Below are 24410 nucleotides of genomic sequence, written 5' to 3'. Positions count from 1 at the left end.
CTTAGTATTATTTCAATATATTGGTTTGCTGGGAAGAATGATTTCCTTCCCCTTTCCACCGACTACAAGGAGTTTTTATGTCACGTTTGCAAAACCTAGTTAATTCAATGATTACTGTTATCACTGGTTATAACGAAATTCACACTAAGAACAAATATTCCCTTGAAGCCATGCTAAAACAGCCACATGCTGAATTAGAACAAACTCTTATTGCAATCACTAAGGAAGCGACATCAAGTCGAGATTATTACAGACGAAGCTCTTTGTTTGACTATTTTCTCCATGTCATTAAGGAAGTTAAACCACTTGTAGACAAAGAGGAACCCCTGGATAGCGAGTCTTATCAAAGAGTGCAGACACTCTTGACCAATCTTCTCGATGACGTCAAGTTGCTATTAAAGACCGTCCAAACTGACACGATTACCGTTCATTACGATGGTAAAGAAGCCAAGATCCTTGGTTCATTATATGGTGGTTGGGCAGGTGGTTTCTGTCAATCAGGTGGTGTTCTCAACCGTTGGATTAAATCACCTGATGTGTTTCCCGCAGAAGAGTTCAATAGCGCGGCCTTTATTGCTGGAAACATGGAAAAACATCAAGCCATTGTTGGTTATCCGCTTTATAGAAAAAAGACTGATGAATTAACTACTAAATTGGAGGAAGCACAGAAAGTTGAAAAACAACTAAGGGAAGAACTTGGAAAAGCAAAAGGCCATATTGGCGAATTGGAAGCAAATCTTAGCCAGGTTAGAGAAGAAATAGCCCTACTTCAAATTACACTAGCCAAAACCAAGGAAGAGTTAGCACTTTCAGAAGCAAGGCTTTCTCAAATTAAGGAAGAGTTAACCCTTTCTCTAGCTGGGCAAACACAAACTCAAGAAAAGTTAAATCAATCCCAACTAGAACTCACTGAGACTAAAAAGGAGTTAACTCATTCTCAAGCTGAGCAGGCACAGACCCAGGAAAAGCTAAATCAATCTCAATTAATACTCGCTAAGACTAAAGAAGAACTAACCCATTCTCAAGCTGAACAGGTAAAAACCTTGGAAAATTTCAATCAATCCCAATTAACACTCGCTCAAACTAAAAAAGAATTAGCCCAATTTCAATCTACGCAAGTACAAACCCTGGAGGAGCTGCATCAATCCAAATCAGCGCTCGTTCAAACCACAAAGGAATTATCCCAATCTCAATCTACACAGGTACAAACCCTGGAAGAACTGCATCAATCCAAATCAGCGCTTGTGCAAGCGCAAGAAGAAATTGCGCAACTAAAAGAAAAAATCCGTCTACTTGAAGAGACAAAGATTAGCCAAATACGACAAAGAATGCTTGTTTCTCCAATGTTCGGTAGTCCTTATGGCTTTAACTTCTTTCCGGGACAAGGGACTGCCGGTGGTACGGCTATAAATCCAACCGTAAAACCTGTTAGTCCTGAGGAAGCAGCAAAAGAAAATTCAGTAAAAAACGAGCTTACATCCTGAGTGCCCCAGCCCCTTTGAAAAACTTCAAATCGGCAACCCCTTCCGCCCTGCGGGCACCTTCTTCCCAGAGGGGCGAAGGGAAAAACTTCTCCTTTTCGGGGAGATGGTGTTAGTAGAATAGATGAGGGGTCCTAAGCCTAGCTTAGTTTCGAGGAAAAGAAAAAAGGGGATAATTCGCAAAATACTATTAAATAGCGCTATAATCGGCTATTCGACCTTTAAATAAATAAATCGTTCTCCTCATGACAAAACCAGCATATTTCTGGCGCAAAGGCTTCTGGGCGCTAATAAGCCTTTTCTTTCTGTTCCTAGTTTGCGTTAGCTTTCTATATCTATATCTTGAAAGCCAACTTCCTAGTGTAGAATCACTCAAAACAGTTCATTTGCAAGTGCCTTTGCGTATTTATACCCAAGAAGGTCTGCTAATCCAAGAATATGGTGAAAAAAGACGTATCCCTCTAACTTATGACCAGATTCCCCCTATGCTGGTGCACGCTCTTTTAGCGACTGAGGATCAGCGCTTTTTTGAACACCCTGGGGTTGATATTATGGGCTTAGGCCGTGCGGCTGTTCATATGTTACAAACCAGGACAAAGTCGGAAGGTGGCAGTACCATTACCATGCAGGTTGCGCGTAATTTCTTTCTAACCCGTAAAAAAACCTTCTTACGTAAATTTAATGAAATCTTATTAGCCATTAAAATTGATAGAGAATTAAGCAAAGAAAAAATTCTTGAGCTTTACCTGAATAAAATTTATTTAGGTAACCGCGCTTATGGTGTCGGGGCCGCTGCAATGGTTTATTACGGTAAAAATCTGAAAGATTTAAATCTGGCCGAATTGGCAATGATCGCCGGTTTACCGCAAGCACCATCAACCCAGAACCCAATCACTAACCCTAAAGCAGCTGAAAAACGTCGCAATCACGTACTTGAACGCTTGCTTGAAGAAAAATTTATTACAGAACAGGAATATCAAGAGGCAATCAATCAACCAATTACCGCAAAATACCATGGCGCCAACATTAAGGTTAATGCCCCCTACGTTGCGGAAATGATTCGCCAATCCTTGTACGAACACTTTGGCTCGAAGGCCTATACAAAGGGTTACAAGGTATATACAACCATTAAAGGACCGCTGCAAACAGCAGCAAATGACGTTGTTACTAGCAATCTTATTGCCTATGACCGTCGCCACGGTTACAGAGGACCTGTAGCGAATATAGGCAAGATCGATACCCAAGCTCCTGAAGCCTTACAAAAAGCGCTTGCTCAATATCCAGTCATTAATGGCCTTGAGCCCGCCGTGATAGAAACAGTTGGTGAAAAAGACGCTTCCGCGGTCACTAATAGTGGCTTAAAAATCACTATCCCCTGGGAAGGTCTATCCTGGGCCCGACCTGCCTTGAAAAATGGTTGGATGGGTAAAGCACCCCGCAAAGCTAGCCAGGTTGTTACTGTGGGCGATGTTGTCTATATTCGCAACCAAAAAGATATCTGGCAGTTAACTCAGATTCCACAAGTTGAAGCAGCGCTTGTTGCTTTAAATCCCAATAACGGTGCCCTAGAAGCCTTAGTGGGTGGATTTAATTTCCAAAAGAGTAAATTTAACCGAGCAACCCAATCTGAAAGACAACCGGGTTCAAGCTTTAAACCCTTTATTTATGCTGCTGCCCTCAATAAAGGCTATACCTTGGCTACCCTAGTCAATGATGCGCCGATTGTGGTTGATGATCCCAGCCAGGCAGGCTTATGGCGTCCTCATAATGACAACCTTACCTTCAATGGTCCAACTCGGCTTAAAGAGGCCTTGGTGCGCTCACGCAACCTAGTGTCGATCCGCGTTTTAGATGATATCGGCTTTGATTATGCAATCGACTTTATCAGTCGTTTTGGCTTCCGAAAAGCAAGCCTGCCAAAAGCACTTTCATTAGCCTTGGGAAGCTTATCAGTCAGCCCTATGGACTTGACTACTGCTTACGCGGTCTTTGCAAATGGCGGCTATAAGATCGAGCCTTATCTCATCGACCATATTACAGACAATGATGGAAAAACCCTGTTACAGGCAAAACCAGTTGTTGTGTGCAAGAACTGCGACCCAACAAAGGTCGACCCGGCAACTCAGGCTCCTCGTGTGATTCCTGCAGATGTTGCTTTCTTAATGAACTCCGCGTTGAAGGATGTGATTCAGCACGGTACAGCACATGCAGCTAAAGTATTAAATCGCCAGGATATAGCAGGTAAAACAGGAACAACGAATGATCAGGTTGATGCCTGGTTTGCTGGCTTTAACTCAGATCTTGTTGTTACAACCTGGATTGGCTTTGATACACCACAGTCCTTGCATGAGTATGCAGCAAACCTTGCCCTGCCCTTATGGATAGATTTTATGAAAATCGCCTTGTCTAACACCTCAGAGCAAGAGCTAACTCCACCTAAGAATGTTGTCGCAGTGCGAATTGATCCAAGCAGTGGTTTACTTGCTAGAAACAACCAATCCAATGCTATTGTTGAGTTCTTCCGTGAACAGGATATCCCTTCAGCGGAAGATTCTTCTTCGTCCTCTTCTCCTTATGACAATCGCTATGAAAGTCCCTATCAGAACCAACGGGTTGAAAACGCAGAGAATCAAGCAATGGCGGCCCCGCAAGATCAGGAAAATTTGTTCTGATATCAGAATGAACTTCGCAGCAGAACCCCCTCATCCGCCCTTCGGGCACCTTCTCCCCAAGTCTGGGGAGAAGGGAAAACGCGTAAGAGATCACTCCGTACCCAGGAAAGTCCATTTTTTCTCTCGACCTGGACTCAAAATTGAACTTTCTCCAAGATTTTTACAAGACGGCGCTGCGTGCTTCCTCTAAAGAACAGCCTTCATTCTGTGGCATCAACCAATAGTATCGCCCCGCGGCATCGCCCCATAGGTATCTACACAGAAAAATCAAACGTAGCCTTGATGCAGCGCTGCGCTGCATCAAGGCTACACTTGTGTAGATACTGCCTTCGAATTCCCAGATTTCGCTTCGCTCTGAGGAATCCTGGCATTTTTTTAAACAGAAAGCATGTGCCATATAAGTTCTATCTGTTTTTTTGTATGTCATTCCCGCGTAGGCGGGAAACCATCGTGCAAACAAAGTGAGGAACCACTTTGAGAAATGGTTTCCCGCCTACGCGGGAACGACACACATATAAGTCAAAGTAACTGATTAATGCTCACATAGATATCTAAATGATACTTTGATTAAAAAAATATCAGGATCACTCAGCGCTTCGCTGCATCCAGGCTACGGTACTAATTTTTCCCTTCTCCCCAGACCTGGGGAGAAGGTGCACGAAGACCCTACTCTTAATTCGCTAAAGCATCCGTTGCAGCAACGTATTCATAGCCTAAATCACGAGCGACAGCTTCGTAGGTAATCATACCTTTATGAACATTGAGACCATTAAGCAAATGCCCATCACTAAGCAGAGCTAATTTGACACCTTTGGTCACAAGGCTCAATACAAAAGGTAGGGTCGCATTATTCAAAGCGAAGGTTGAGGTTCTTGGTACTGCGCCAGGCATATTGGTTACACAGTAGTGAACAACGTTATCAATAACATACGTGGGTTCATGATGTGTTGTAGGACGACTTGTTTCAAAGCATCCCCCCTGATCGATTGCTACGTCAACAACAACAGAGCCAGGACGCATTGTTTTTAGCATCGCATGGGTTACCAGTTTCGGCGCAGCAGCACCTGGAACCAGTACAGCACCGATAACCAAATCAGCCTCAGCGACATAATGCTCTAAAGCCTCGACTGTTGCGTAGATAGTATTTAATTTTGAACCAAACTGAAAATCGAGTTCACGTAAGCGAGAAAGAGATTTATCCAAGACAATAACTCGAGCCTCCATTCCCATCGCCATACGTACAGCATTAGTGCCAACTACCCCACCACCAATTACCACCACATTGGCAGGAGCTACTCCAGGAACACCTCCCAATAGAACTCCACTTCCTCCCTGAGCCATCTCAAGGCAATGTGCGCCAGCTTGGATAGACATACGCCCAGCTACCTGGGACATCGGTGTTAATAAGGGCAAGCCACCATCATTTTGTGTCACTGTTTCATAGGCAATTGCTGTTACCCCAGACTCTTTGAGCAACCGTGTTTGTTGGGGATCGGGAGCTAAATGCAGATAGGTAAATAAGGTTTGCCCTTCTCGTAGACGCCGGCACTCAATTGGCTGCAATTCTTTTACTTTTACAATGAGTTCAGCACGCTCAAATATATCATCAGCAGTGGCTACTATTTCAGCGCCTGCAGCATGATATTCTTGATCGCTAATGCCAATACCTAAGCCTGCGCCTGTCTCAACTAAAACCGAACTTCCAGCCCGAATAATTTCTCTAACACTTGCAGGAACAAGACCGACTCGATTTTCCTGTGGTTTAATTTCTTTTGGAACTCCAACAAACATAGCATCTTCCTTTATTCACTTTAATATCAAGCAGTTTTTAACTGTTCAATCATCTGAGGAACCAATTCAAACAAATCACCCACTAAACCATAGCTGGCAATCTGAAAAATTGGCGCATCTTCATCCTTATTGATTGCAACAATCACCTTCGAATCTTTCATTCCCGCTAAATGCTGAACTGCACCGGAAATACCAACAGCAATATACAAGGTTGGCGCAACAACCTTACCTGTTTGACCAACCTGATAATCATTAGGAACAAAACCAGCATCAACAGCCGCTCTTGATGCACCTACTGCTGCGCCAAGAACATCAGCCAGATCTTCAATTAATTTAAACTTCTCAGCGTTTTGTAAACCCCGTCCACCAGAAACTACAATTTTGGCACTACCCAGCTCAGGACGCTCAGAACGGCTTAATTCCTGTTTGATAAAACGAGTCTTAGCTCCTGAAATTGCTTTATCAATATGTTCGATAGAACAAGAACTTTGCTCGTCATGGACTGCATCAAAGGCTGTAGTTCGAATAGTCAGTGCTTTAATCTTATCCAAAACCCTAACAGTTTCGATTGCATTTCCAGCATAAATAGGATGCTCAAAAGTATTTGAATCAATAATACGGGTCACATCTGAAACCTGTGCTACATCCAATTTTGCGGCTATGCGCGGCAATAAATTCTTACCAAAGGTAGAGGCCGGCGTCAAAATTGCGGAAAAAGAAGAAGCCATGGACAACACAAGATCACAAATATTTTCAGCGATGGGATGGGCATAGCAAGGACTATCGACCAACCAAACCGCATGTACCCCAGCCATAGCTGCTGCTTGTGCTGCAACCGCCTGACACTCATGACCAACGACAAGTAACACGGGATTTTTATCTAATTGCAAGGCAGCAGCAAAGGTATTGCGTGTTGCTGGGTGCATTAGCTTGTTATTGTGTTCAACAATTACTAAAGTGCTCATAATGTCCTCCCTGCTAAAGCACTTTGGCTTCATGTTTTAATTTATTAATTAGCTCTTCGACTGAATCCACCTTTACCCCGCCGCTACGTGTTGGCGGCGCAGTCACTGAAAGCACTTCGATATGTTCTTTGAGCTCTAATCCCATGGTTTCCAAGGCAATCATCGTGAGGGGCTTTGACTTTGCTTTCATGATATTGGGTAAACTGGCATAGCGGGGTTCATTCAAACGTAGATCCACACTTATTACAGCAGGTAAATTAACACCCAAGGTTTCAAGACCACCGTCAACCTCGCGCACTGCCTCCAGAGAATCACCATTCATAGTCAAGCCAGAAACAAAGGTTGCCTGGGGCCAATCCAACAAGGCAGCAAGCATTTGGGGAGTTTGATTATTATCGCCATCGATGGCTTGCTTACCCATCAAGACCAAATCTGGCTTTTCATCATTGACAATTTTTTGCAAAATTTTTGCGATATTCAGACTACAGTGTTCCTTTGCCGTACTCACCAGAATTGCACGATTCGCACCTAAGGCTAAGGCTTGGCGCAGAGTTTCCTGGCTCGCCTCAGTACCCACTGTTACGGCAATGACCTCTGTTGCGATTTTTTGTTCTAGCAAGCGTATTGCCTGTTCCATGGCAATTTCATCGAAGGGGTTCATAGACATTTTGATATTTTGCTTATCTACCCCGGTACCATCTCCCTTAACACGGATTTTGACATAGGGGTCTATCACTCGCTTCACTGCAACTAGAATTTTCATAGTTCCTCACTGGAATTTCAGTCTGCCCAGCATATTGCCAGAGATAGTGTCCCCAATTCAAGTCAACTTATGAATCTTATCCTTTCCGATTCCGAATCACAGCGGCTTGGCCGTGGCGTTTAGATCATTTGCACTGGCAGATCCCGCGGTCAAGCCGCGGGAATTCAGAAGGTAAATGAAACACCGTGCTAATCACGGAGATCCTTCGCTGCGCTCTGGATGACGGAATGTAGGGACAGCTTTTGGGAGACTTACAAAACCTTCTAATTCAAAGATTGCAAATACTGCGTAAAAGCAGCGCCAATTTCTGAGTGTTTCATTCCCAATTCAACTGTTGCCTGTAGATATCCCAACTTCGAACCACAATCATAACGCTTGCCATGGAACTGAAAGGCCTGTACCGGTTCTTCGTTTAACAAACGACGGATACCATCAGTCAACTGAATTTCTCCGCGATAATCTGCAGGGGTTTGCCTAAGACAGGCAAAAATTGCGGGTGTGAATACATAACGACCAACGGCAGCAAGATTTGATGGTGCTAATTCGGGTTGGGGTTTTTCAATCATTTCAAGGATTGCCGAGTAATTTGTCAGTGCATCGACCACTCGAACTACACCATACTGATTTACATCATGCCAAGGCACAGGCTGCACTGCTAATAGAGATTGCCTATCCCGCCCGAAATGCTCAGTCATTGCTGATAGGCAAGGTAATTTAGAATCATCGATTAAATCATCGGCAAGTAAAACAGCAAAGGGTTCATCACCAACTACGTGCTCGGCACAAAGCACAGCATGTCCCAATCCCAAGGGTTGATTCTGCCTTACATAAGTAAATTGAATTCCTGGTGGCGATACGCTTTTTACTAACTCGAGCAATTTTTCCTTACCTTGTTCTTGCAAGCGTGTCTCTAATTCAAAATGATTGTCAAAATGATCTTCAATTGCTCGTTTACTTGAGCTTGTGATAAAAATCATGTGATTGATACCTGCACGAACTGCTTCTTCCACTGCGTATTGAATCAATGGCTTATCCACAATCGGTAGCATTTCTTTGGGATTGGCCTTAGTCGCTGGCAAAAAACGAGAGCCTAAGCCTGCTACTGGAAAAACAGCTTTTTTCACTTGCACGTAAATACACTCCTTAGATCATGATGCGCAGTCAGATTATTCAGAAGATCCAATAATAGCTGGCCGCCCTACTGAGTAATAATAAGGTAATTGGGCTGCAATCACCCTAGACAACTCAAAACAATTTCGACCGTCAAATAACGGCGCACCATTCAATTGGCTCCCTAAAAGCCCAAGATCATAATTCCTAAACTGCGGCCACTCAGTCACAATAACCAAAGCATCTAATTGTTTTTCAAATACAGCTTCCGCTGTATCACACCAGCTGATTGCCAGGTCACTATCGAGTAGTTGTTGCGCAGCAGGGATTGCCACTGGGTCAAAAACCCTAAGTTTAACACCAGACTGAGAAAGTGCCTGAATAGCCACAAGACTACTGGCTTCTCGCATATCATCGGTACCGGGCTTAAATGATAAACCCCATAGACCTACTGTCAAGCCCGTCAGTTTAGAATTGAAATGTTTCGAGAGTTGCTCAAAAACCCAATTCTTTTGCGAATGATTTATTGTTTCGATAGCGTCCAATAGGCTGGTATCTATCTCGACAGTTTTGGCAGTGTGAACCAAAGCCTGAACGTCTTTGGGAAAACAAGAACCACCATAGCCAATTCCGGCATAGAGAAAATGAGGTCCAATACGATGATCCAGAGCGATACCTTCACGAATCTCGTCGATATTTGCGCCTAACTTATCCGCAAGTCGGCTAATCTGGTTCATAAAACTGATTTTACAAGCCAGCATAGCATTAGCTGAATATTTTGTAAGCTCTGCAGAACGGCGACTCATTGTTAAAACTGGAACCTCTTGTTCTGTCAACGGTTGATAGATTGTTTTGAGAACATCCAGGGCTTGCTGATCGCCGCCAATAATCACTCTGTCTGCATTGATAAAGTCATAAACAGCCGTGCCCTCTCTTAGAAACTCAGGATTTGAGGCAACATTGAGCCTTATATCTTTAGCACAGCGCGCCAATTCTTTATCAACAAGGGCTTGAATTTTATCTCCTGTTCCTACTGGCACAGTTGATTTAGTTACTATTAGGTCATCCCCCCCTGCCTCTTGAGCAATTCTTAAGGCCACTGCAAAGACCTGAGATAAATCCGCACTACCATCGGCAAGGCTTGGAGTCCCTGTTGCAATCATATGAACATTGGCTTCCTTAATTGCATAGTCCAAATCGGCAGTAAATTGAAGTCGCCCACTCAGCCTTTGCTCTATCAACAATTCAGGCAGATCTTGCTCATAAATCGGGCATTTTCCCTCTAAAAGCATAGCTACGCGTTGCTCGTTAATATCCGCACAAATTACTCTATGGCCTAATTTAGCCAGGCAGGCAGCAGAAACCAATCCGACATATCCCGCTCCATAAACCGATATAATCATAGACTTCTCGAAAACAAATCCGTGCATTATCGACAAAACGGAGGAAAATAACAAATACCTTGTTTTATTGATCTTTGCCATCCGCTCATCCACCCTGTGGGCGGCTTGTCCGCGGCATCCAGCTGTATGTTAATTCGCCACTCTGAACTCCTGGATACCGCGCATTAAGCGCGGTACGTAGGCATCGGAAACTTAGCTTGACGCCTATGCCCTTTCTGGGCGAAGGGATAAATCGTGGGTGGATGAGGCCATAGCAATATTCCCGATAGGGAACATTATTCCGATAAAGAAAGAAAATCCTTGATTTGTTCCCGATAGGGAATATTTCTCTGGATTTTTCATCAAAGCCTGTATAAAGTTACCGTACGGGAATAAAAAAAACGAATTATGATTCAATCAACAGAACATATAGGACAAACTATTCGCAATGTTCGTAAAAAGCTGGGTATTACTCAAAGTGATCTAGCTTTAACCGCAGGCACGGGCTTGCGTTTTATTATCGAGTTGGAAAAGGGAAAACCGACTTGTCAGGTGGGGAAGGTGCTACAAGTGCTACAAATTCTTGGTATCCAACTCCATTTATCCCATAAGGAGATAGAAATTGAAGACCCATAAACTGGACGTCTATCTCAACCAAATCCTGGTGGGGCAATTAAGCATTGATAGTTATGGTGATATGACCTTCATTTACAATGAGGTTTATCTGGAAAATGAAAATAATCTACCACTATCACTCTCACTACCCCTGCAAAAGACCGCCTATAGCGCCAAACAATGCCATCCTTTTTTCAATGGACTGTTACCTGAAGCCCATTTACGTATTTCCATTGCCCGACAATTAGGTATTAGTGGAAAAAATGATTTTGCCCTATTAGCTGCTATTGGTGGTGAATGCGCAGGAGCGGTAAGCCTGCTTCCTGAATCTCTGTCTCCTAGCAGTTTACAACCCGATTATCATTTGATTGATGACAATGCCGTGCTCAACATTTTACAAACCATGCGCCAAAAACCGATGCTAGCCGGCGAAGATGGGATACGTCTATCCCTTGCTGGAGCACAAGATAAATTAGCTGTTGCTCTTATTGACGGCCATATAGCAATTCCCATGAACGGCGCCCCTAGTACTCATATCTTAAAACCGATAAATAGAAACTACCCTTCTCTGATTGAAAACGAATGCTTCTGCCTGGGCTTAGCCCGTAAAATTGGTTTGAATACCGCCGAAGCATCGATGCATAAGGCTGATGACACAGCCTATCTTTTAGTAAAACGCTACGACAGAGTTAAAACAGAAAAAGGGATTCAACGTTTACATCAGGAAGACTTTTGTCAGGCAATGGGCATTAACTCAGAAATGAAATATCAACGAGAGGGTGGCCCAGGAATTAGCGATTGCTTTCAGCTAGTTAGAGCTAGCTCAAGCATTCCTGTCGTCGATATCAAACAATTATTACAGGGTGTTTTGTTTAACCTCATTATCGGCAACAATGACGCTCATGGAAAAAATTTTTCTTTTATTTATAAGGGGCAACAAACCAGACTTGCACCCTTCTATGATCTGATTTCAACGGTTTACTACCCTAACCTGGCAACTAAAATGGCAATGAAGATGGGCAATAAATATGATTTTGATGGTTTATTTCCGCGTCACATAGTACAGATGGCTGAAGAAGCTATGCTCTCAGCAGCCTTAGTTCGCAAAGAAGCTCAAAAACTCATCTCTAAAATTCAAACCCACATAGCAGAAAGCCCGTTTACAGCAACTATTTTGCAACGCGCAGAAAAACTAAGTCAGAGACTTCAGACTTATAGCGAATAACCCATTTTCATTTTTTACGTACAGTCCTCAATAAATTCTTAAGACTAAGATCGCATAATCGCCTTGTTTTAAATCATTAAGCAAAGGAATAAGCCATGTATAGTCGAGAAGAAGTGCTTGATTATCGCAATGAAGTTCTAAAGTTAGGAGTTCCCGAATCCTTATTGGACGAAAACCTAAATATAGATTATCAACTTTTGTTTACGAGACTTAAGCCGTTCTTAGCAACTGGCATGTTGAAATTAACTGAGTCTTGGCAGATACAAGTATTAGGAGATCCGAGCTTCTGGGATAAGCCTTTATCGCAAGAGAGTTTACTTTGGAAAGATCGTTATGGTGCAAACATTGCTACTTATGCCGTGGCTTTGGGAAAGTTTGAGCATTTAGACTGGATATTCATCCATGCTCGCGAGCTCTTAGATGCTAGCTATTTTATTAAGACCAATATTATTAGTATCAATGTTGCAGTTATATTAGGTAATACCAAGTTTTTAGATTGGTTAAAAGCTAAAAATTACGAATTGTCAGTTTGTGAGGTTGCTTGTACTGCTGCCAGAATGGGTAGTATTCCCGTTTTAGATTGGCTAAAAACTAATTTTGATTTCCCTGAATTATTAGCTGATGTTGAAGAGTTTGTTAATAGCTTCGTTACAGAGGGAACAGTTGAAAGTATTCAATGGCTTAACAATATTTTTCCTTTAAAAAACTATAAGAATTTAGCTTACCTTGCTGCTAACTCAAGGGATCCTGAGCGATTTAATCTAGTTCAAGCTTTGTCAGAGTCTAAAGATACATTTATCTGGCCCATTGATGATAAATCTATGCAAAGCGCTCGAGTTGGAAACGTTGTAGAAACCCTCTTAGCTGTACTTGAAACAAACTTTTCGCTTTGCCAGATACAGAATCTTGAGCAACTGGAAACAGCGCTATGTACCTGGGATCCTTGCTTTCAAGAAATGCTGGGAAAAATAGAGGAACTTCTAGAAAGGAATAGATTCCTTATTTCCTTCCAAGGCTTTCTGGAGAAGCAACCTCAAGATACTCTCATAGCTGGGCTGCCTACGGAATTAAAATCTCAGGTTGTGGAATATTGCAGGTTTTTTAAGACTCCTCAAAGTATTCAGAAGCCCGATGAGCTAGTGCCTTTCGCAGTACCTGAGGCTGTTACGAATTAACTAAACCCAGTCCTGTCATTGCGAGGAACGTAGTGAGGAAGCAATCTATGGTTAGGGACTCAACCCTCTGGATTGCTTCTCTGCGTTCGCAATGACGGTTCTGTTCATTCATAAAATCTGGCTTTTCGCGAACAAGGACTAAGATTCAACTCATTTCTATTGTATACTGTCGCTTTTCTTATAATCCAAGAAATGACTTATAAAACAAAGCTAGCCCAACAGTCCTGGCTTGAGCATCCTGGAATTATCTTATTCCTTTTTGCTTTTCTTATTTTATTATTTCGTATTTTCCTCCGCGGCCAAATGCTTGAGTTAGATGAAGCAGAGCAGGTGGTTATGGCACAGCAGTTATTACCGGGCTATCCAGACCAGCCACCACTGTATACCTGGTTGCAATATACTTTTTTCCATATCTTTGGCTGTAGTTTACTTAGTCTTGCCTTACTAAAATCTATCCTGCTTTTTGGTTGCCTTTATACCTTTCATCAGATTTCTCGATTGCACTGCAAAACGCTTAGCTTAGCCTGGTGTGCTACCTTGGCTTGGGCTCTGATTCCGGCTATTAGCCTTGATTTGATTAAAGACAATACTCATTCCGTATTAGCTTTATTTACAGCTTGTCTTAGCTGGTATTGGTTTATCGCCCCTTCTCGGCTGACAAAACTATCCTGGTATCTAATCTTAGGCTGTATTATTGGGATAGGCTTTCTTTCCAAATTTAACTATTTGTTATTTTTTGCAATTTTATTCATCAGTGCTGTCTCTATTGCGGAATTTCGCGCCAAACTATTGAGTCCCTATCTATTGTTAACTCTGTTTGTGAGTTTGCTTATAGCCAGCCCTTATATCTTTTGGTTAGAGCATCATTTTGGTCTTGGTTTTCGCAGCGTTTATAAATTAACCCCTGAGGATAAACAACCCTGGTATGGCTTTGCTGAGTTAATCATGGCCATTATTTTTTTTATTGTTCCAAACTTTCTTGTCGCCCGCATTTTCTTTCCTTTTAAATTTAGATTAGGGCAACAGTTTTCCGCGAATACCCTGCTTTATCGTTACCACCTTATCTCTATCCCCTTCCTTATCGTGGTACTTTTGTTTGCGGCAATTAAAAACTTTGAGACACGTTGGCTAATTCCAATCCTGTTTTTATCACCACTTTTGTTTTTTGGACAGGTTAAGGAAGAGGAGGCTTTGGCGAAAAGAGTCAAATCATTTTTAAGAGTTTGCATTCTTGTTCAATGCTGTTTGTTCATCGCTTTGTTTTATCGCAGTCACAGTGGGCACAAGATACGAAATCAATTTCCCTATCAACAGCTTGTCCAGGTGATTAAAAACAATGAACAGCAACTGAAATTCATTGTCTCTGACTCGCATTGGCTGATTGGTAATCTAATGCTTAATTTTCCGAATCTGCAGGGTTGGCTCTTACATCCAGCCACTCAGCCCGTATTGCCCCAAGGGAAGGCGATACTGATTTGGCAAGCCCCTGTCCCTCCTTTTTGGGTCGATCTCTTTGCTCAAACTAACCATTTAACCAAGATACAATTTATTGAGGATCCGCAAAGTCATCAGGCTGTTGCAGGTTATACCTTTACTAAAACGTAGCCACCCTTACATAGCACGTCATCCTGAGCGCAGCGAAGGATCTCCTGAGTGAGGCACAGTGCCAATCCCGGAGATCCTTCGCTGCGCTCAGGATGACGGGGTGGGGGGACGTGGCCCTATTACACTTTTCGTATCCGTTCGGGTACATGAAAGTTTGGATTTGAGCGCTCTATCTTCTAGCTAAACTCTCTGTACGCAACCTTGAAGCCCTTCTCTCGCGCTGGATTAGATAGAGATTACGCGCGTAAATAAAAACACCAGTTGACTGACCTAAGATAAAAACGGGATCTTGCTTATAGACAGAATAAACCGTCAGGGTAAGGCCGCCTAACAAACTCAGGTACCAGAAAGCGACGGGGATAATACTCTTCTTTTCTCTTTCACTAACCAGCCACTGTACGATAAACCGCGCAGAAAAAATTCCCTGCCCGATTAAACCAATTGCTAACCAAAGATATTCATTTTTCATGAGTAGAAACCTCCGGTGCACAAGGACGTTTTAACAACCAACGTACACCTATTAAATCATGTATTCCAACAAACAACCGATTCATCACACCATATTTAGATACGCCGTGCCAACGCGAACGATGATTAACAGGTAAATTCACTAGCTTATAACCTGCTCTCTTAAATAAGGCGGGTAGAAATCGATGCAAATGATTAAAATGCGGTAAGGTCAAAAAAGCATCTTTTGGGAATAATTTTAAGCTACAACCTGTATCAGGACATTCATCTTTCAGCAGACTGCGGCGAACTCCATTACCTATACGCGAAGAAATTTTACGTAAGCCATTATCATCCCTCTTCTTACGATTTCCCAAAACAACCGTACGCGAATCCTGCAACTGCTCAAATAATCGTGGAATATCAGCAGGATCATTTTGACCATCACCATCCAGGGTGACTAACATAGAATAGCGCGCAGCCCTAGCTCCACTCACTAAAGCAGCGCTTTGACCATAGTTACGTTTATGAAAAACGGCTCGCAGATTAGCATGTACTTTCGCAAGTTCTTGCAAACGGGCAACCGTTCCATCTGTGCTGCCATCATCTATAAAAATAACCTCATAAAGAAAACGCTCAGCCGGAAGTGCAGCCTCAATTTCCTTATATAACTCTTCAACATTATCCACTTCATTATAAACAGGGATCACCACAGACAAATCGTGTAAATGACTTGAGCGCATCTATATTACCTAAGCAGCCAAAATCCGGACATTATACAGTATGTCTCCAAACAGGTGTTAGCCAAGATTTAGATCTTAAAACATAAAGTAAACAGCCAATTTCTATTAAAGTAAGATAAGAAGTAAATAAAACATCACTAAGGTAGTGGTGAGTCAATAATACTCGCGATAAAGCCACGGCTATGCCTAAAAGCAACAAGGGTGTGAAATAGCGCGGCAAAAGAATCCCCAAGCCTAAGACAACGGACATCATTGTTGTGGTATGACCTGATGGAAAAGACCAGAAATGGGAGTCCAGCTGAAAACCATAAAAGCCATAAAATTGTCCATCACCTTGTAAAAACATATTGGGTCGAGCACGTCCTAAAACTATTTTGATGACGACACAAATCGCTGTCGATATGGATAGGCTAAGCAGTAAAAACCATATTTTTGCTTCCCAATCGGGGTGTTTTTTGACATAGCGGAAAAAAAATATCAAAACAGGAAAGACAGAAAAATAAACAACGCCCAAACCAAATCGGGTTAGATAGCTCAAAAAGGGTAAATGAGCCCGCATATCGGCATGAAAGAGATAAGAGGACAGCGGTTTATCCCAATAAAGCATCAATAAAATAATTAAAGCAAAATAAGGGATTATCACCATTGGCTTTGTCATAAAGGCAAAAAAACGATCAAAGGGTGATTTGTTAGTTTTCTCCATTATTCCGTCCTACAATAAAAAGTTCTACCCATTTTCCCTTACTATAATTGAATCCCTTGCTCCGCGCCAAAATGGCTAAGTCAACAGGCTCATTCTGCCAGGTCTCAAAGTCAGCAGCTTTTATCACTGCAATCCTTGAAGGGTCTGTTTGTATAATTTGTTTCGCGGTTGGGGCATTCACAAACTGTACTTGCTTGGTATTCAAATGAAATACTAGACTAGGCTCATCAAAACCAACAACAAGTAAGGGCTTTTGATTTGAAATTTTATCCTTAGCAACAAGTTTCGCTAAATTTGCAGTTAGCCATAGTGGCTTTAATTGGGGAAGTAAACTGGTAAAAATCAGAGGATAACTAATTAGGGCAAGAAGCATCACAGTTCTGCTTGCACGCTGATATAACCCTCGCCTGGCAAAATAGACTGCAGCAAAGGTTAGGAGTGTTATTTCCACTAAAAGAATAATGCCTGTTCCAGTCCATTGTCCCATCAGCAGATAAGGTAGGCTTGCCAGTGCCAGGGCTAAACCGACCGATAAGACAGCCCAAAGAATCTGTAGCAAGCCTAGCCATTTTCCAGGCATTTCAGTCTTATCAGACTTAGTAATTGCCAAAGCACAAAGCAGGGCAATAGCTGGGAAAGTTGGCAACACATACTGTGGCAATTTGGTCGGCATTAACTCGAAAAAAATCCATGTCGGCAAGATCCAAGCCAATAAAAACTTAACCAGCTGGCTATGTCGATTGCGAAATGCATAGACTCCACCTTGCCACAAAAACAACGAAGCCGGCCAAAAAGTCAAGGGTAAAATGACTAAATGAAACAGCGGCGGCTTACCATGTGATTCATGGCCACCACGCAATTTAGGCAATAAATCTTTGTGAATCATTTGCATTAGATAATTGGAATGTTCGGCATGGTTAACCAAGAGAACCCAGCTAAGGCTAAGCAAGGAAAAGAGTAGGAAACCACTAACAATATGCAACCCGCGAAGCCAATCAATACGACGCTCAGTTAAGCCCAGAGTCACAACCGATAACAGGCCGACCAAGGGTGTAACGCCCTTCAATACCAAGCCATAAGCCATCGCCAGCCAAAAACATAGCGCCCATCCCCAATGAGCCTGCCGCTTTTCCATAGCCTCCTGATAAATTACCCATAAGGCGCCTTGCATAATGAGGACAGAGGACAGTAGAGAGGTATCAATAACAGCCATATGGGCTTCAACCACAAGTAGCAAGGTGCAAACTAATAGTCCCGAGGCAAGACAGGCCGCAGTATCGTTAATAAAGCGGCGCGCAAAGAAATAAGTTAGCAAAACGGAAATTAAAGCGCCGATTAGCGAGGGAAGGCGATAAGGCCAAATGCTATTCAACTCAGCATTACTAAAAAGTTTGACAGAAATAGCCTGTAACCAGTTAATTCCCGGCGGCTTTTGAAAGCGAGTTCTATCCTGAAAACGGATTTGAAAATAATTTCCTGTCTGGATCATCTGCCGACTGGCTTGGGCAAAATGCGCCTCGTCTCTGTCAATAACAGGCATTTTGGCTATTCCTGGTAGTAGTATCAGGAGGGAGAACAGGATTATCGCCAGATAGTTTTTTAGATTAGAGTTTTGTATACATTTCAAATTCTTGTCTCGTATAAATGGTTTAAATATCCCCTACATTTCGTCATCCAGAGCGCCCCAGCCCCTTTGGGGCAAGCCCCGTCATCCCGAACATGGTGAGGGATCTCCGGAATTAGCACAGTGCTACACTCAGGAGATGTCTCTCTACGTTCGACATGACGTACGTCTTTGGGAACGGAGTATATAAGAGGCTAAAAGCAATTTCCACATAGTTACACTTGAGCCAAAACCTAACTATCCGTTAGAATGACCGCTTGCTTAACAACCTGCCTTCCTAATGCTTGAATTATCAACTGTTCAAAAAATAGTAATCTGGATTTTGCCAGTACTTTTCGCCATTACCATCCATGAGGCCGCGCATGCCTGGGTTGCATCGCGTTTAGGCGATACGACAGCTAAAATGATGGGGCGCCTGAGTTTTAACCCTATCAAGCATATCGATCTCGTTGGCACAATCATTATGCCTATTGTTGTGCTGATTTTAAGTCATTTCAGCTTTGTCTTTGGCTGGGCTAAACCTGTACCAATCAATAGCTCAATGTTTGCTAAGCCACGACGAGATTTAGCACTTGCAACAGCCGCAGGTCCAATTTCAAATTTAATAATGGCTTTTCTGTGGGCTATTTGCCTTAAAATCGGCGCCTTAATGAATCCATCGGCATCGAACACCGCCTTATTTATGGTTCTAACAGGCCAGGCAGGTGTTGTTATCAATCTGTTGCTTGCTTATTTGAACCTGGTTCCTATCCCTCCTCTCGATGGCAGTCGGATTTTAGCTAGCATGCTACCGGTCAGACAGGCTATTCAGTACCAAAGAATCGAGCCTTATGGATTTTTCATTCTACTCATTCTTATCTTTACTGGTGTCCTAGGTTGGATAATTCGTCCCCCCATTACTTGGTCCTTAGCGGGGCTTTACTCACTTTTTAACCTATGAAAATTCTTGCTGATGCCAGTTTGCCAGGGCTTTTGGAAGCCTTTCCAAAGCCCTTTGAGCTTAGTTTTTACAAGGATATGCAAGATCTTTCCAGACTTCTTAAAGACCAGAGCATCTTGCTTTGCCGTGCTGCTTTAAAGGTTAATAAGAGGCTATTAGAGGGAAGTACTCTAAGCTATGTTGCGACGGCAAGTAGCGGGACTGATCATATTGATACCAATTATTTAGAGCAGAATGAGATAAAACTAATCGATGCAAAGGGAGCTAATGCCCAGGCTGTAGCTGATTATGTGATTGCAAGTATTGCCTATTTACAACGATTCCAAGGTTTTTCCGGTATCAATGCAGGGGTTGTTGGTATGGGTGAAGTCGGTAGCCGCGTCACTAAGCGCTTAGAAGCAACTGGAATGCACGTATTTTGCTATGACCCACCCAAAGCCGCCCAGGATCCTACTTTTATTTCTTGCTCAGTTGAAAGCTTAAAGCACTGTGATTTGATTAGTATTCATGCCAACTTACATGATAAGCCGCCCTACCCGAGCCACAATCTCTTTGATGAAACTCTGCTCAGTCAATTAAAACCTGGAGTCGTTATCATCAATGCAGCACGGGGGGGAATAGTCAATGAGATAGCCCTGTTGACGCAACCTAACCTTAGATATTGTACCGATGTCTACAGCAATGAACCTGCTATTAGCAAAGCTATTGTAGACTTTGCCACCTTATGCACACCACATATTGCCGGACATAGTATCGAAGCGAAACTCAGGGCTGTCCATATGATCTCCGAGAAACTCCATGCCTGCTTTAGCCTTAGACCACCAAGCTGGCAGCCCACTCTTGTTAACCCAGACACACCCGCTTGGAATTCAGAGAATTGGCAAGATTTTATTCTTTCCCTATACAATCCTTTTAACGAAACTAAGCTTCTAAAAGCAGCGGATAATGTCGAATTGAGCTTTCAACAACTGCGTAAAGCCCATCAAAATCGCCATGAGTTTTGCAAGATCAGGTTAGAGAAAATTCAAGGGCTTTTAGAGTAGAGAAACATCGAACCAGCAACCTCTCGTCTTTCTGTGCACCTCCTCCCTAGGTCTAGGGAGAAGGGAAAAAGAGGGATGTTATTTGCTTAATAAACAATCGCACAACTGGCGATGGCTACACTGTCGTTCGATAATGCACCTGTGCTTCCTGCTCCGAGAGTTTGCACATCCAGTGGGCTGTTGTTGGCATTAGTAGTTCCGCTGTTGGTAGTAGAACCCAACTGGCCAAAGCGGTTAGATCCCCAGCACTTCTCCGCGCCGGTATTGAGCAAAACGCAAGTCTGAAGACTCCCTGCAGCTAAGCTCACCACAGCTGAATTGAGGGTTTGCACGTCCAGTGGGCTATTGTTGGCATTATTGGTTCCGCTGTTGATAGTTGAGCCAAGTTGGCCAAATGAATTGTCTCCCCAGCACTTTACTGCACCAGTATCGAGCAAAGCACAGCTATGGCTGCTACCTGTAGTAACAGCCACCGCACCTGAGCTTAGAGTCTGCACATCTAATGGGCTATTGTTGGGAAGCTCAATTCCGCTATTAATGGTTGCGCCTAGTTGCCCAGATGTGTTGCTTCCCCAGCATTTTACTGCGCCGGTATCGAGTAAAGCACAGGTATGATTCCCACCTGCAGAAATGGCTACTACACCTGAGCTTAGGGTTTGCACATCCAGTGGGATATTGTTGGCATTAAAGTTTTGATTGTTGATGGTAGATCCTAGCTGACCTAAAAGGTTCCATCCCCAACACTTTACTGCACCAGTGTCAAGTAAGGCGCAGGTATGAGACCCGCCTGCAGAAATGGCTACTACACCTGAGCTTAGGGTTTGCACATCTAGTGGGATATTGTTGGCATCACTAGTTCCACTATTTACTGTTGAGCCAATTTGTCCAAAATTATTCCACCCCCAACACTTCACCGCGCCGGTATTAAGTAGGGCACAGGTATGAGCAGCACCTGTAGTAATGGCCACCACACCTGAGTTTAGGGTCTGCACGTCCAGTGGGCTGGTGTTAGCATTAGTAGTTCCACTGTTGGTGGTAGAACCCAGCTGGCCAAAATTATTCCATCCCCAACATTTTACCGCACCAGTATTGAGCAAAGCGCAAGTATGGGTATTCCCTCCAGCTATAGCTATCACACCTGAACCCAGGGTCGGTATATCTAATGGGCTAGTGTTAGGATTAAAGGTACCAATGTTGCTAGTAGAGCCCAACTGGCCATAGTAATTTGACCCCCAGCATTTCATACTCCCCATAGTTCGGATACTCACTGTAATGTTCAGACTAACAGTAGTTTGGGCGGCTATCAGGCTGTTAGCCTGGGTGGCTTGAATGTTTAAGGGATTAAAAATACCAAGTGCAGCCGGAATAGGGATGTTATAGTCTAGCGCACAGCTTTGATGAGCTGCGAGTGATGAGGGGCAATTGTTGCTGAAATAAGATTGCCAGCCAAAAGGGGGTTGAATGGTCAATCCACTAAGAGGCATACCTCCTGTATTTGTAAGAATCAACGTACCCGAATCGCCAGCCTGCAAGTTTAAGACGCTCACCGGATTGCCAAATTGGCTGGCCTCTAAGCGCCCGGGACCGGAAGAATGATTAATCTGTAACTGATTTTGCTCGACAGGCGAATAACATTGATTGGGATTAGCTTGCTCACAGAGGACAGGACCTGAATGAAGTCCTTGCACAGGTATCTGACTACCGTTAACAGTCAATATCAGATTGCAAGTGCTACCTTTACCCACTAGGTTACAGCTTGAGGCAGTTAAACCCGGAGTGTCTCTGAGGAACAGCTGCTTAGGAGCTGAGGATTGGTTAGTGACTGTATATTGCACAATTACCGTTTGCCCTTCTGCAACGGTGACCTGAGCCGGATTAGGAGCTGAGAAGGTCCACACAGGTATCCCCGCATGGAGCAGAGAGCTACCTAAAATACCACAAAGTCCAAGAGGTAAAGTGCGAACGAATAAAGAGCGGAAAGTCATGTTGATCCTTTACTTTTTATTAATCCCTAAATCTATATTCCAGCATAACTTGTTTATAGCATTAGGGATAGCTTCTCATCCTGGAGCTGAGCTCTTAATAACTAAAAGTTGTATTAGTAACACCCGCCTCATCTGTAAAAGTATTAGCACTTTGTAAAAGGTCTGCAAAAGTTAAATCTGTAGCCAATACTTCCGGCCACCAGGGATCAAAGGGAAGGGATGGCTCTTGATCCAGTCCAGGGAAATTCGACTCAACCTTGAAGTTTTGTGGAACTACACTGTTTGCTATCCAGCGCTTTTCTTCAATCTGGGACATAACTATATTCTTTTTCTCTTGTAAGGTTGCTTTCAAGCCCGCAAGATAATCATCAACAATTTGCTTTTGGTCTCTATCGAGACAGCCCCAGGGAAGGGAACGCTGTACCTCTCTCACATGGGCGATAATCATATGCGCATACCAGTTCCATGCATTTTTAAATTCCTGCAGCTCTTGTTCTGTTGCTGAGAGATTATTAGCAAATAAATTTAACAGGGAAGTATATTGGTTTCCCGCTCTAGCTAGCAGCTTGCTATTGTTAAGTTCAGTACATTTTTTTTCAAATAAAGAAGGATTCATAATAAGTATTAATTTAGTTAAAAGTGCGCCGATTTTAGCACGTAGTCACAAAATTAAAACTATCTGCCCATAGTTAATTCATAATGCGCCGAATCACTGCTTGATCAGAGAAGGAATGGCGAGTCTTACCAATTTGTTGATAATCCTCATGCCCCTTACCGGCAACTAAGACAATATCGTCTTTATCAGCAAGGCTCAGTGCCTTGGCAATAGCCTGTTCTCGATCAGGGATTTTATAAAGGTTGTTTTTTACACTGATCCCAGCTTCAATGGCATCAATGATAGCCAGGGGATCTTCCGTACGGGGATTGTCACTTGTGATGATTGCAATATCAGCGTATTGGCTAGCAATTTTTCCCATAATGGGTCTTTTTGTTCGATCTCGATCACCGCCACAACCAAAAACAACCAGAATTTTACCTTTTTTGACCTTTTGCAAAGTAGCCAATACATTTTCCAAGGCATCTGGGGAATGAGCATAATCAACTATTGCATAAGGCTCCTGCGCTACAATTTCCATTCGACCAGGGGCTGCTTGCAATTTAGCCATGACAGACACAACCTGTTCCACTGGGTAACCGTAGGCAACTAAGCTTGAGAACACTGCCAATGCATTGTAAATATTGAAAAAACCGAGGGCTTTGATCCTCATTTGATACTGCCCCCAAGGCGAGGCTATCTCAAGTTGTGTTCCTGCTAAACTAACCTCCCAACGCAGGGCACGTACATCAGCGCCCTCTTGAATGCCATAGCTTATAATCTGTCCGCTCTGCACCGCGGCTCGCATCAAAGCACTGCATTTATCATCATGATTTACAATTGACCATTTCAATGTTGGCTTAGCAAAAAGTTTTGCCTTTGCTGCAGCGTAAGCTTCCATTGTTTGATGGTAATCCAAATGCTCATGGCTAAGATTAGTAAAAATAGCTTGTTGAAAATCGATATTATCCACGCGATGCTGGCAAAGTGCATGAGAGGACACTTCCATACAAACCTGTTTTATCGCCTGTTGTTCATAGCTATACATCAATTCTTGCAGGCATAGGGCATCGGGCGTTGTATTCGCCAGAGTCTGTAAAGCACTAACTTCTCCCTGGCCGATAGTACCAATATAAGCTGAGCGCTCACCTAATAAGGCATGAGCTTGGGCAAGCTGATAAGCAATCGTTGTTTTACCGTTTGTCCCAGTTACGCCGCTAACCACTAACTTTTTTGTTGGTTCTCTATAAAATCGTTCAGCAATTTCTGCCAGCTTATCTGCCAAGCCCGGCAGAGCTACAGAGGGTATCTCAGAAGGAAGCTGGCTTGCAGCTGACCAATTTTCCGGCTCATAAATCAAGGCACTAGCCCCTGCTTCTAAAGCCTGAGCAATAAAAAGCCGCCCATCAGTGGCAGCTCCAGGATAGGCGAAAAATAAGAAACCTGGCTTTATTTGCCGACTATCGTTATGCAACCCTAAAATTTCACAATCAGGAATTTCACCCTTAATCCAGGGTCGTATGAGTTCAGCAAATTTCATTTTTAT

The 24410-nt window shown here is 43.1% G+C and carries 20 protein-coding genes; 8 read left to right on the top strand and 12 right to left on the bottom strand.

The window, feature by feature from the left end; genetic code table 11:
• Positions 1-77: 77 nt before the first annotated feature.
• Positions 78-1484 (top strand): coiled-coil domain-containing protein, encoded by a 1407-nt coding sequence (locus BN1094_RS14340; protein ID WP_044011770.1) that lies wholly within the window; start codon positions 78-80, stop codon positions 1482-1484.
• Between the two features lie 242 nt (positions 1485-1726).
• Entirely contained in the window at positions 1727-4153 is a 2427-nt protein-coding gene (locus BN1094_RS14335; protein ID WP_081935162.1) for a penicillin-binding protein 1A, read from the top strand.
• 672 nt (positions 4154-4825) lie between these two features.
• Here BN1094_RS14335 and ald read toward each other — a convergent pair.
• The 5 genes from ald to BN1094_RS14305 all read right to left on the bottom strand — a co-directional run bounded on the left by ald (position 4826) and on the right by BN1094_RS14305 (position 10185).
• Positions 4826-5944 carry an alanine dehydrogenase gene (gene ald, locus BN1094_RS14325; RefSeq protein ID WP_044011768.1) on the bottom strand — a complete coding sequence of 373 codons (1119 nt, stop codon included), beginning with the start codon at positions 5942-5944 and terminating at the stop codon, positions 4826-4828.
• Between the two features lie 26 nt (positions 5945-5970).
• Positions 5971-6909 carry an electron transfer flavoprotein subunit alpha/FixB family protein gene (locus tag BN1094_RS14320; protein ID WP_044011767.1) on the bottom strand — a complete coding sequence of 313 codons (939 nt, stop codon included), beginning with the start codon at positions 6907-6909 and terminating at the stop codon, positions 5971-5973.
• 13 nt (positions 6910-6922) lie between these two features.
• Positions 6923-7672, bottom strand: a complete 750-nt coding sequence (locus BN1094_RS14315; RefSeq protein WP_044011766.1) for an electron transfer flavoprotein subunit beta/FixA family protein — start codon at positions 7670-7672, stop codon at positions 6923-6925.
• Between the two features lie 263 nt (positions 7673-7935).
• On the bottom strand, positions 7936-8802 hold the full coding sequence (gene galU / locus BN1094_RS14310) for a UTP--glucose-1-phosphate uridylyltransferase GalU (protein WP_218054620.1): 867 nt from the start codon (positions 8800-8802) through the stop codon (positions 7936-7938).
• Positions 8803-8838: 36 nt separating this feature from the next.
• Positions 8839-10185: a UDP-glucose dehydrogenase family protein gene (locus BN1094_RS14305; protein WP_044011764.1), complete on the bottom strand. Its 1347-nt coding sequence runs from the start codon at positions 10183-10185 to the stop codon at positions 8839-8841.
• Positions 10186-10572: 387 nt separating this feature from the next.
• On the opposite strand from BN1094_RS14305, the gene BN1094_RS14300 reads away from it, so the two are divergent.
• From BN1094_RS14300 to BN1094_RS14285, 4 genes are all read left to right on the top strand, one after another.
• The gene (locus BN1094_RS14300; RefSeq protein WP_044011763.1) at positions 10573-10800 is read left to right on the top strand and encodes a helix-turn-helix transcriptional regulator; all 228 of its coding nucleotides are present in this window, start codon (positions 10573-10575) and stop codon (positions 10798-10800) included.
• Positions 10787-12004, top strand: coding sequence for a type II toxin-antitoxin system HipA family toxin (locus tag BN1094_RS14295; protein WP_044011762.1), 1218 nt, complete (start codon positions 10787-10789; stop codon positions 12002-12004). The genes BN1094_RS14300 and BN1094_RS14295 overlap by 14 nt, the downstream gene beginning before the upstream one ends.
• Positions 12005-12099: 95 nt before the next feature.
• The gene (locus BN1094_RS14290) at positions 12100-13179 is read left to right on the top strand and encodes a hypothetical protein (RefSeq protein WP_044011761.1); all 1080 of its coding nucleotides are present in this window, start codon (positions 12100-12102) and stop codon (positions 13177-13179) included.
• Between the two features lie 192 nt (positions 13180-13371).
• Positions 13372-14784: an ArnT family glycosyltransferase gene (locus BN1094_RS14285; RefSeq protein WP_044011760.1), complete on the top strand. Its 1413-nt coding sequence runs from the start codon at positions 13372-13374 to the stop codon at positions 14782-14784.
• Positions 14785-14953: 169 nt separating this feature from the next.
• Here the strand turns inward: BN1094_RS14285 and BN1094_RS14280 are convergent, their stop codons facing one another.
• From BN1094_RS14280 to BN1094_RS14265, 4 genes are read right to left on the bottom strand one after another with little or no spacing between them, the layout of a single operon-like run.
• Positions 14954-15253 carry a lipid-A-disaccharide synthase N-terminal domain-containing protein gene (locus tag BN1094_RS14280; RefSeq protein WP_044011759.1) on the bottom strand — a complete coding sequence of 100 codons (300 nt, stop codon included), beginning with the start codon at positions 15251-15253 and terminating at the stop codon, positions 14954-14956.
• A complete protein-coding gene (locus tag BN1094_RS14275) occupies positions 15243-15974 on the bottom strand; it encodes a glycosyltransferase family 2 protein (protein WP_044011758.1) in 732 nt (243 codons plus the stop codon). Before BN1094_RS14275 ends, BN1094_RS14280 begins: the two co-directional genes overlap by 11 nt.
• A gap of 31 nt (positions 15975-16005) precedes the next feature.
• Positions 16006-16677 carry a phosphatase PAP2 family protein gene (locus BN1094_RS14270; protein WP_044011757.1) on the bottom strand — a complete coding sequence of 224 codons (672 nt, stop codon included), beginning with the start codon at positions 16675-16677 and terminating at the stop codon, positions 16006-16008.
• A complete protein-coding gene (locus tag BN1094_RS14265) occupies positions 16664-18217 on the bottom strand; it encodes an ArnT family glycosyltransferase (protein ID WP_044011756.1) in 1554 nt (517 codons plus the stop codon). Before BN1094_RS14265 ends, BN1094_RS14270 begins: the two co-directional genes overlap by 14 nt.
• A 364-nt stretch (positions 18218-18581) precedes the next feature.
• On the opposite strand from BN1094_RS14265, the gene BN1094_RS14260 reads away from it, so the two are divergent.
• Both BN1094_RS14260 and BN1094_RS14255 read left to right on the top strand, forming a co-directional pair.
• Positions 18582-19241, top strand: coding sequence for a site-2 protease family protein (locus BN1094_RS14260; RefSeq protein ID WP_044011755.1), 660 nt, complete (start codon positions 18582-18584; stop codon positions 19239-19241).
• On the top strand, positions 19238-20284 hold the full coding sequence (locus BN1094_RS14255; protein ID WP_044011754.1) for a 4-phosphoerythronate dehydrogenase: 1047 nt from the start codon (positions 19238-19240) through the stop codon (positions 20282-20284). The genes BN1094_RS14260 and BN1094_RS14255 overlap by 4 nt, the downstream gene beginning before the upstream one ends.
• Before the next feature lie 86 nt (positions 20285-20370).
• On the opposite strand, the gene BN1094_RS14250 is transcribed toward BN1094_RS14255, so the two are convergent.
• The 3 genes from BN1094_RS14250 to BN1094_RS14240 form a co-directional block, all read right to left on the bottom strand.
• The gene (locus BN1094_RS14250; RefSeq protein WP_052403312.1) at positions 20371-22269 is read right to left on the bottom strand and encodes an RCC1 domain-containing protein; all 1899 of its coding nucleotides are present in this window, start codon (positions 22267-22269) and stop codon (positions 20371-20373) included.
• 94 nt (positions 22270-22363) lie between these two features.
• Complete coding sequence (locus BN1094_RS14245; RefSeq protein ID WP_044011753.1) at positions 22364-22885, bottom strand: hypothetical protein; 522 nt, start codon at positions 22883-22885, stop codon at positions 22364-22366.
• A gap of 73 nt (positions 22886-22958) precedes the next feature.
• Positions 22959-24404, bottom strand: coding sequence for a UDP-N-acetylmuramoyl-L-alanyl-D-glutamate--2,6-diaminopimelate ligase (locus BN1094_RS14240; RefSeq protein ID WP_044011752.1), 1446 nt, complete (start codon positions 24402-24404; stop codon positions 22959-22961).
• Between the last annotated feature and the right edge of the window lie 6 nt (positions 24405-24410).

The organism is Legionella massiliensis (genome assembly GCF_000756815.1).
Classification (GTDB): domain Bacteria; phylum Pseudomonadota; class Gammaproteobacteria; order Legionellales; family Legionellaceae; genus Tatlockia; species Tatlockia massiliensis.
The sequence above is the reverse complement of the archived record's forward strand: the minus strand, read 5'-3'. Positions and strand labels throughout refer to the sequence as shown.

Excerpts from the sequence above, each read along its gene's own strand:
- BN1094_RS14340 (WP_044011770.1), top strand. The coding sequence starts at position 78 with ATGTCACGTTTGCAAAACCTAGTTAATTCAATGATTACTGTTATCACT.
- BN1094_RS14335 (WP_081935162.1), top strand. The coding sequence starts at position 1,727 with ATGACAAAACCAGCATATTTCTGGCGCAAAGGCTTCTGGGCGCTAATA.
- ald (WP_044011768.1), bottom strand. The coding sequence starts at position 5,944 with ATGTTTGTTGGAGTTCCAAAAGAAATTAAACCACAGGAAAATCGAGTC.
- BN1094_RS14320 (WP_044011767.1), bottom strand. The coding sequence starts at position 6,909 with ATGAGCACTTTAGTAATTGTTGAACACAATAACAAGCTAATGCACCCA.
- BN1094_RS14315 (WP_044011766.1), bottom strand. The coding sequence starts at position 7,672 with ATGAAAATTCTAGTTGCAGTGAAGCGAGTGATAGACCCCTATGTCAAA.
- BN1094_RS14305 (WP_044011764.1), bottom strand. The coding sequence starts at position 10,185 with ATGATTATATCGGTTTATGGAGCGGGATATGTCGGATTGGTTTCTGCT.
- BN1094_RS14300 (WP_044011763.1), top strand. The coding sequence starts at position 10,573 with ATGATTCAATCAACAGAACATATAGGACAAACTATTCGCAATGTTCGT.
- BN1094_RS14290 (WP_044011761.1), top strand. The coding sequence starts at position 12,100 with ATGTATAGTCGAGAAGAAGTGCTTGATTATCGCAATGAAGTTCTAAAG.
- BN1094_RS14285 (WP_044011760.1), top strand. The coding sequence starts at position 13,372 with ATGACTTATAAAACAAAGCTAGCCCAACAGTCCTGGCTTGAGCATCCT.
- BN1094_RS14280 (WP_044011759.1), bottom strand. The coding sequence starts at position 15,253 with ATGAAAAATGAATATCTTTGGTTAGCAATTGGTTTAATCGGGCAGGGA.
- BN1094_RS14275 (WP_044011758.1), bottom strand. The coding sequence starts at position 15,974 with ATGCGCTCAAGTCATTTACACGATTTGTCTGTGGTGATCCCTGTTTAT.
- BN1094_RS14270 (WP_044011757.1), bottom strand. The coding sequence starts at position 16,677 with ATGGAGAAAACTAACAAATCACCCTTTGATCGTTTTTTTGCCTTTATG.
- BN1094_RS14265 (WP_044011756.1), bottom strand. The coding sequence starts at position 18,217 with ATGCCTGTTATTGACAGAGACGAGGCGCATTTTGCCCAAGCCAGTCGG.
- BN1094_RS14260 (WP_044011755.1), top strand. The coding sequence starts at position 18,582 with ATGCTTGAATTATCAACTGTTCAAAAAATAGTAATCTGGATTTTGCCA.
- BN1094_RS14255 (WP_044011754.1), top strand. The coding sequence starts at position 19,238 with ATGAAAATTCTTGCTGATGCCAGTTTGCCAGGGCTTTTGGAAGCCTTT.
- BN1094_RS14250 (WP_052403312.1), bottom strand. The coding sequence starts at position 22,269 with ATGACTTTCCGCTCTTTATTCGTTCGCACTTTACCTCTTGGACTTTGT.
- BN1094_RS14245 (WP_044011753.1), bottom strand. The coding sequence starts at position 22,885 with ATGAATCCTTCTTTATTTGAAAAAAAATGTACTGAACTTAACAATAGC.
- BN1094_RS14240 (WP_044011752.1), bottom strand. The coding sequence starts at position 24,404 with ATGAAATTTGCTGAACTCATACGACCCTGGATTAAGGGTGAAATTCCT.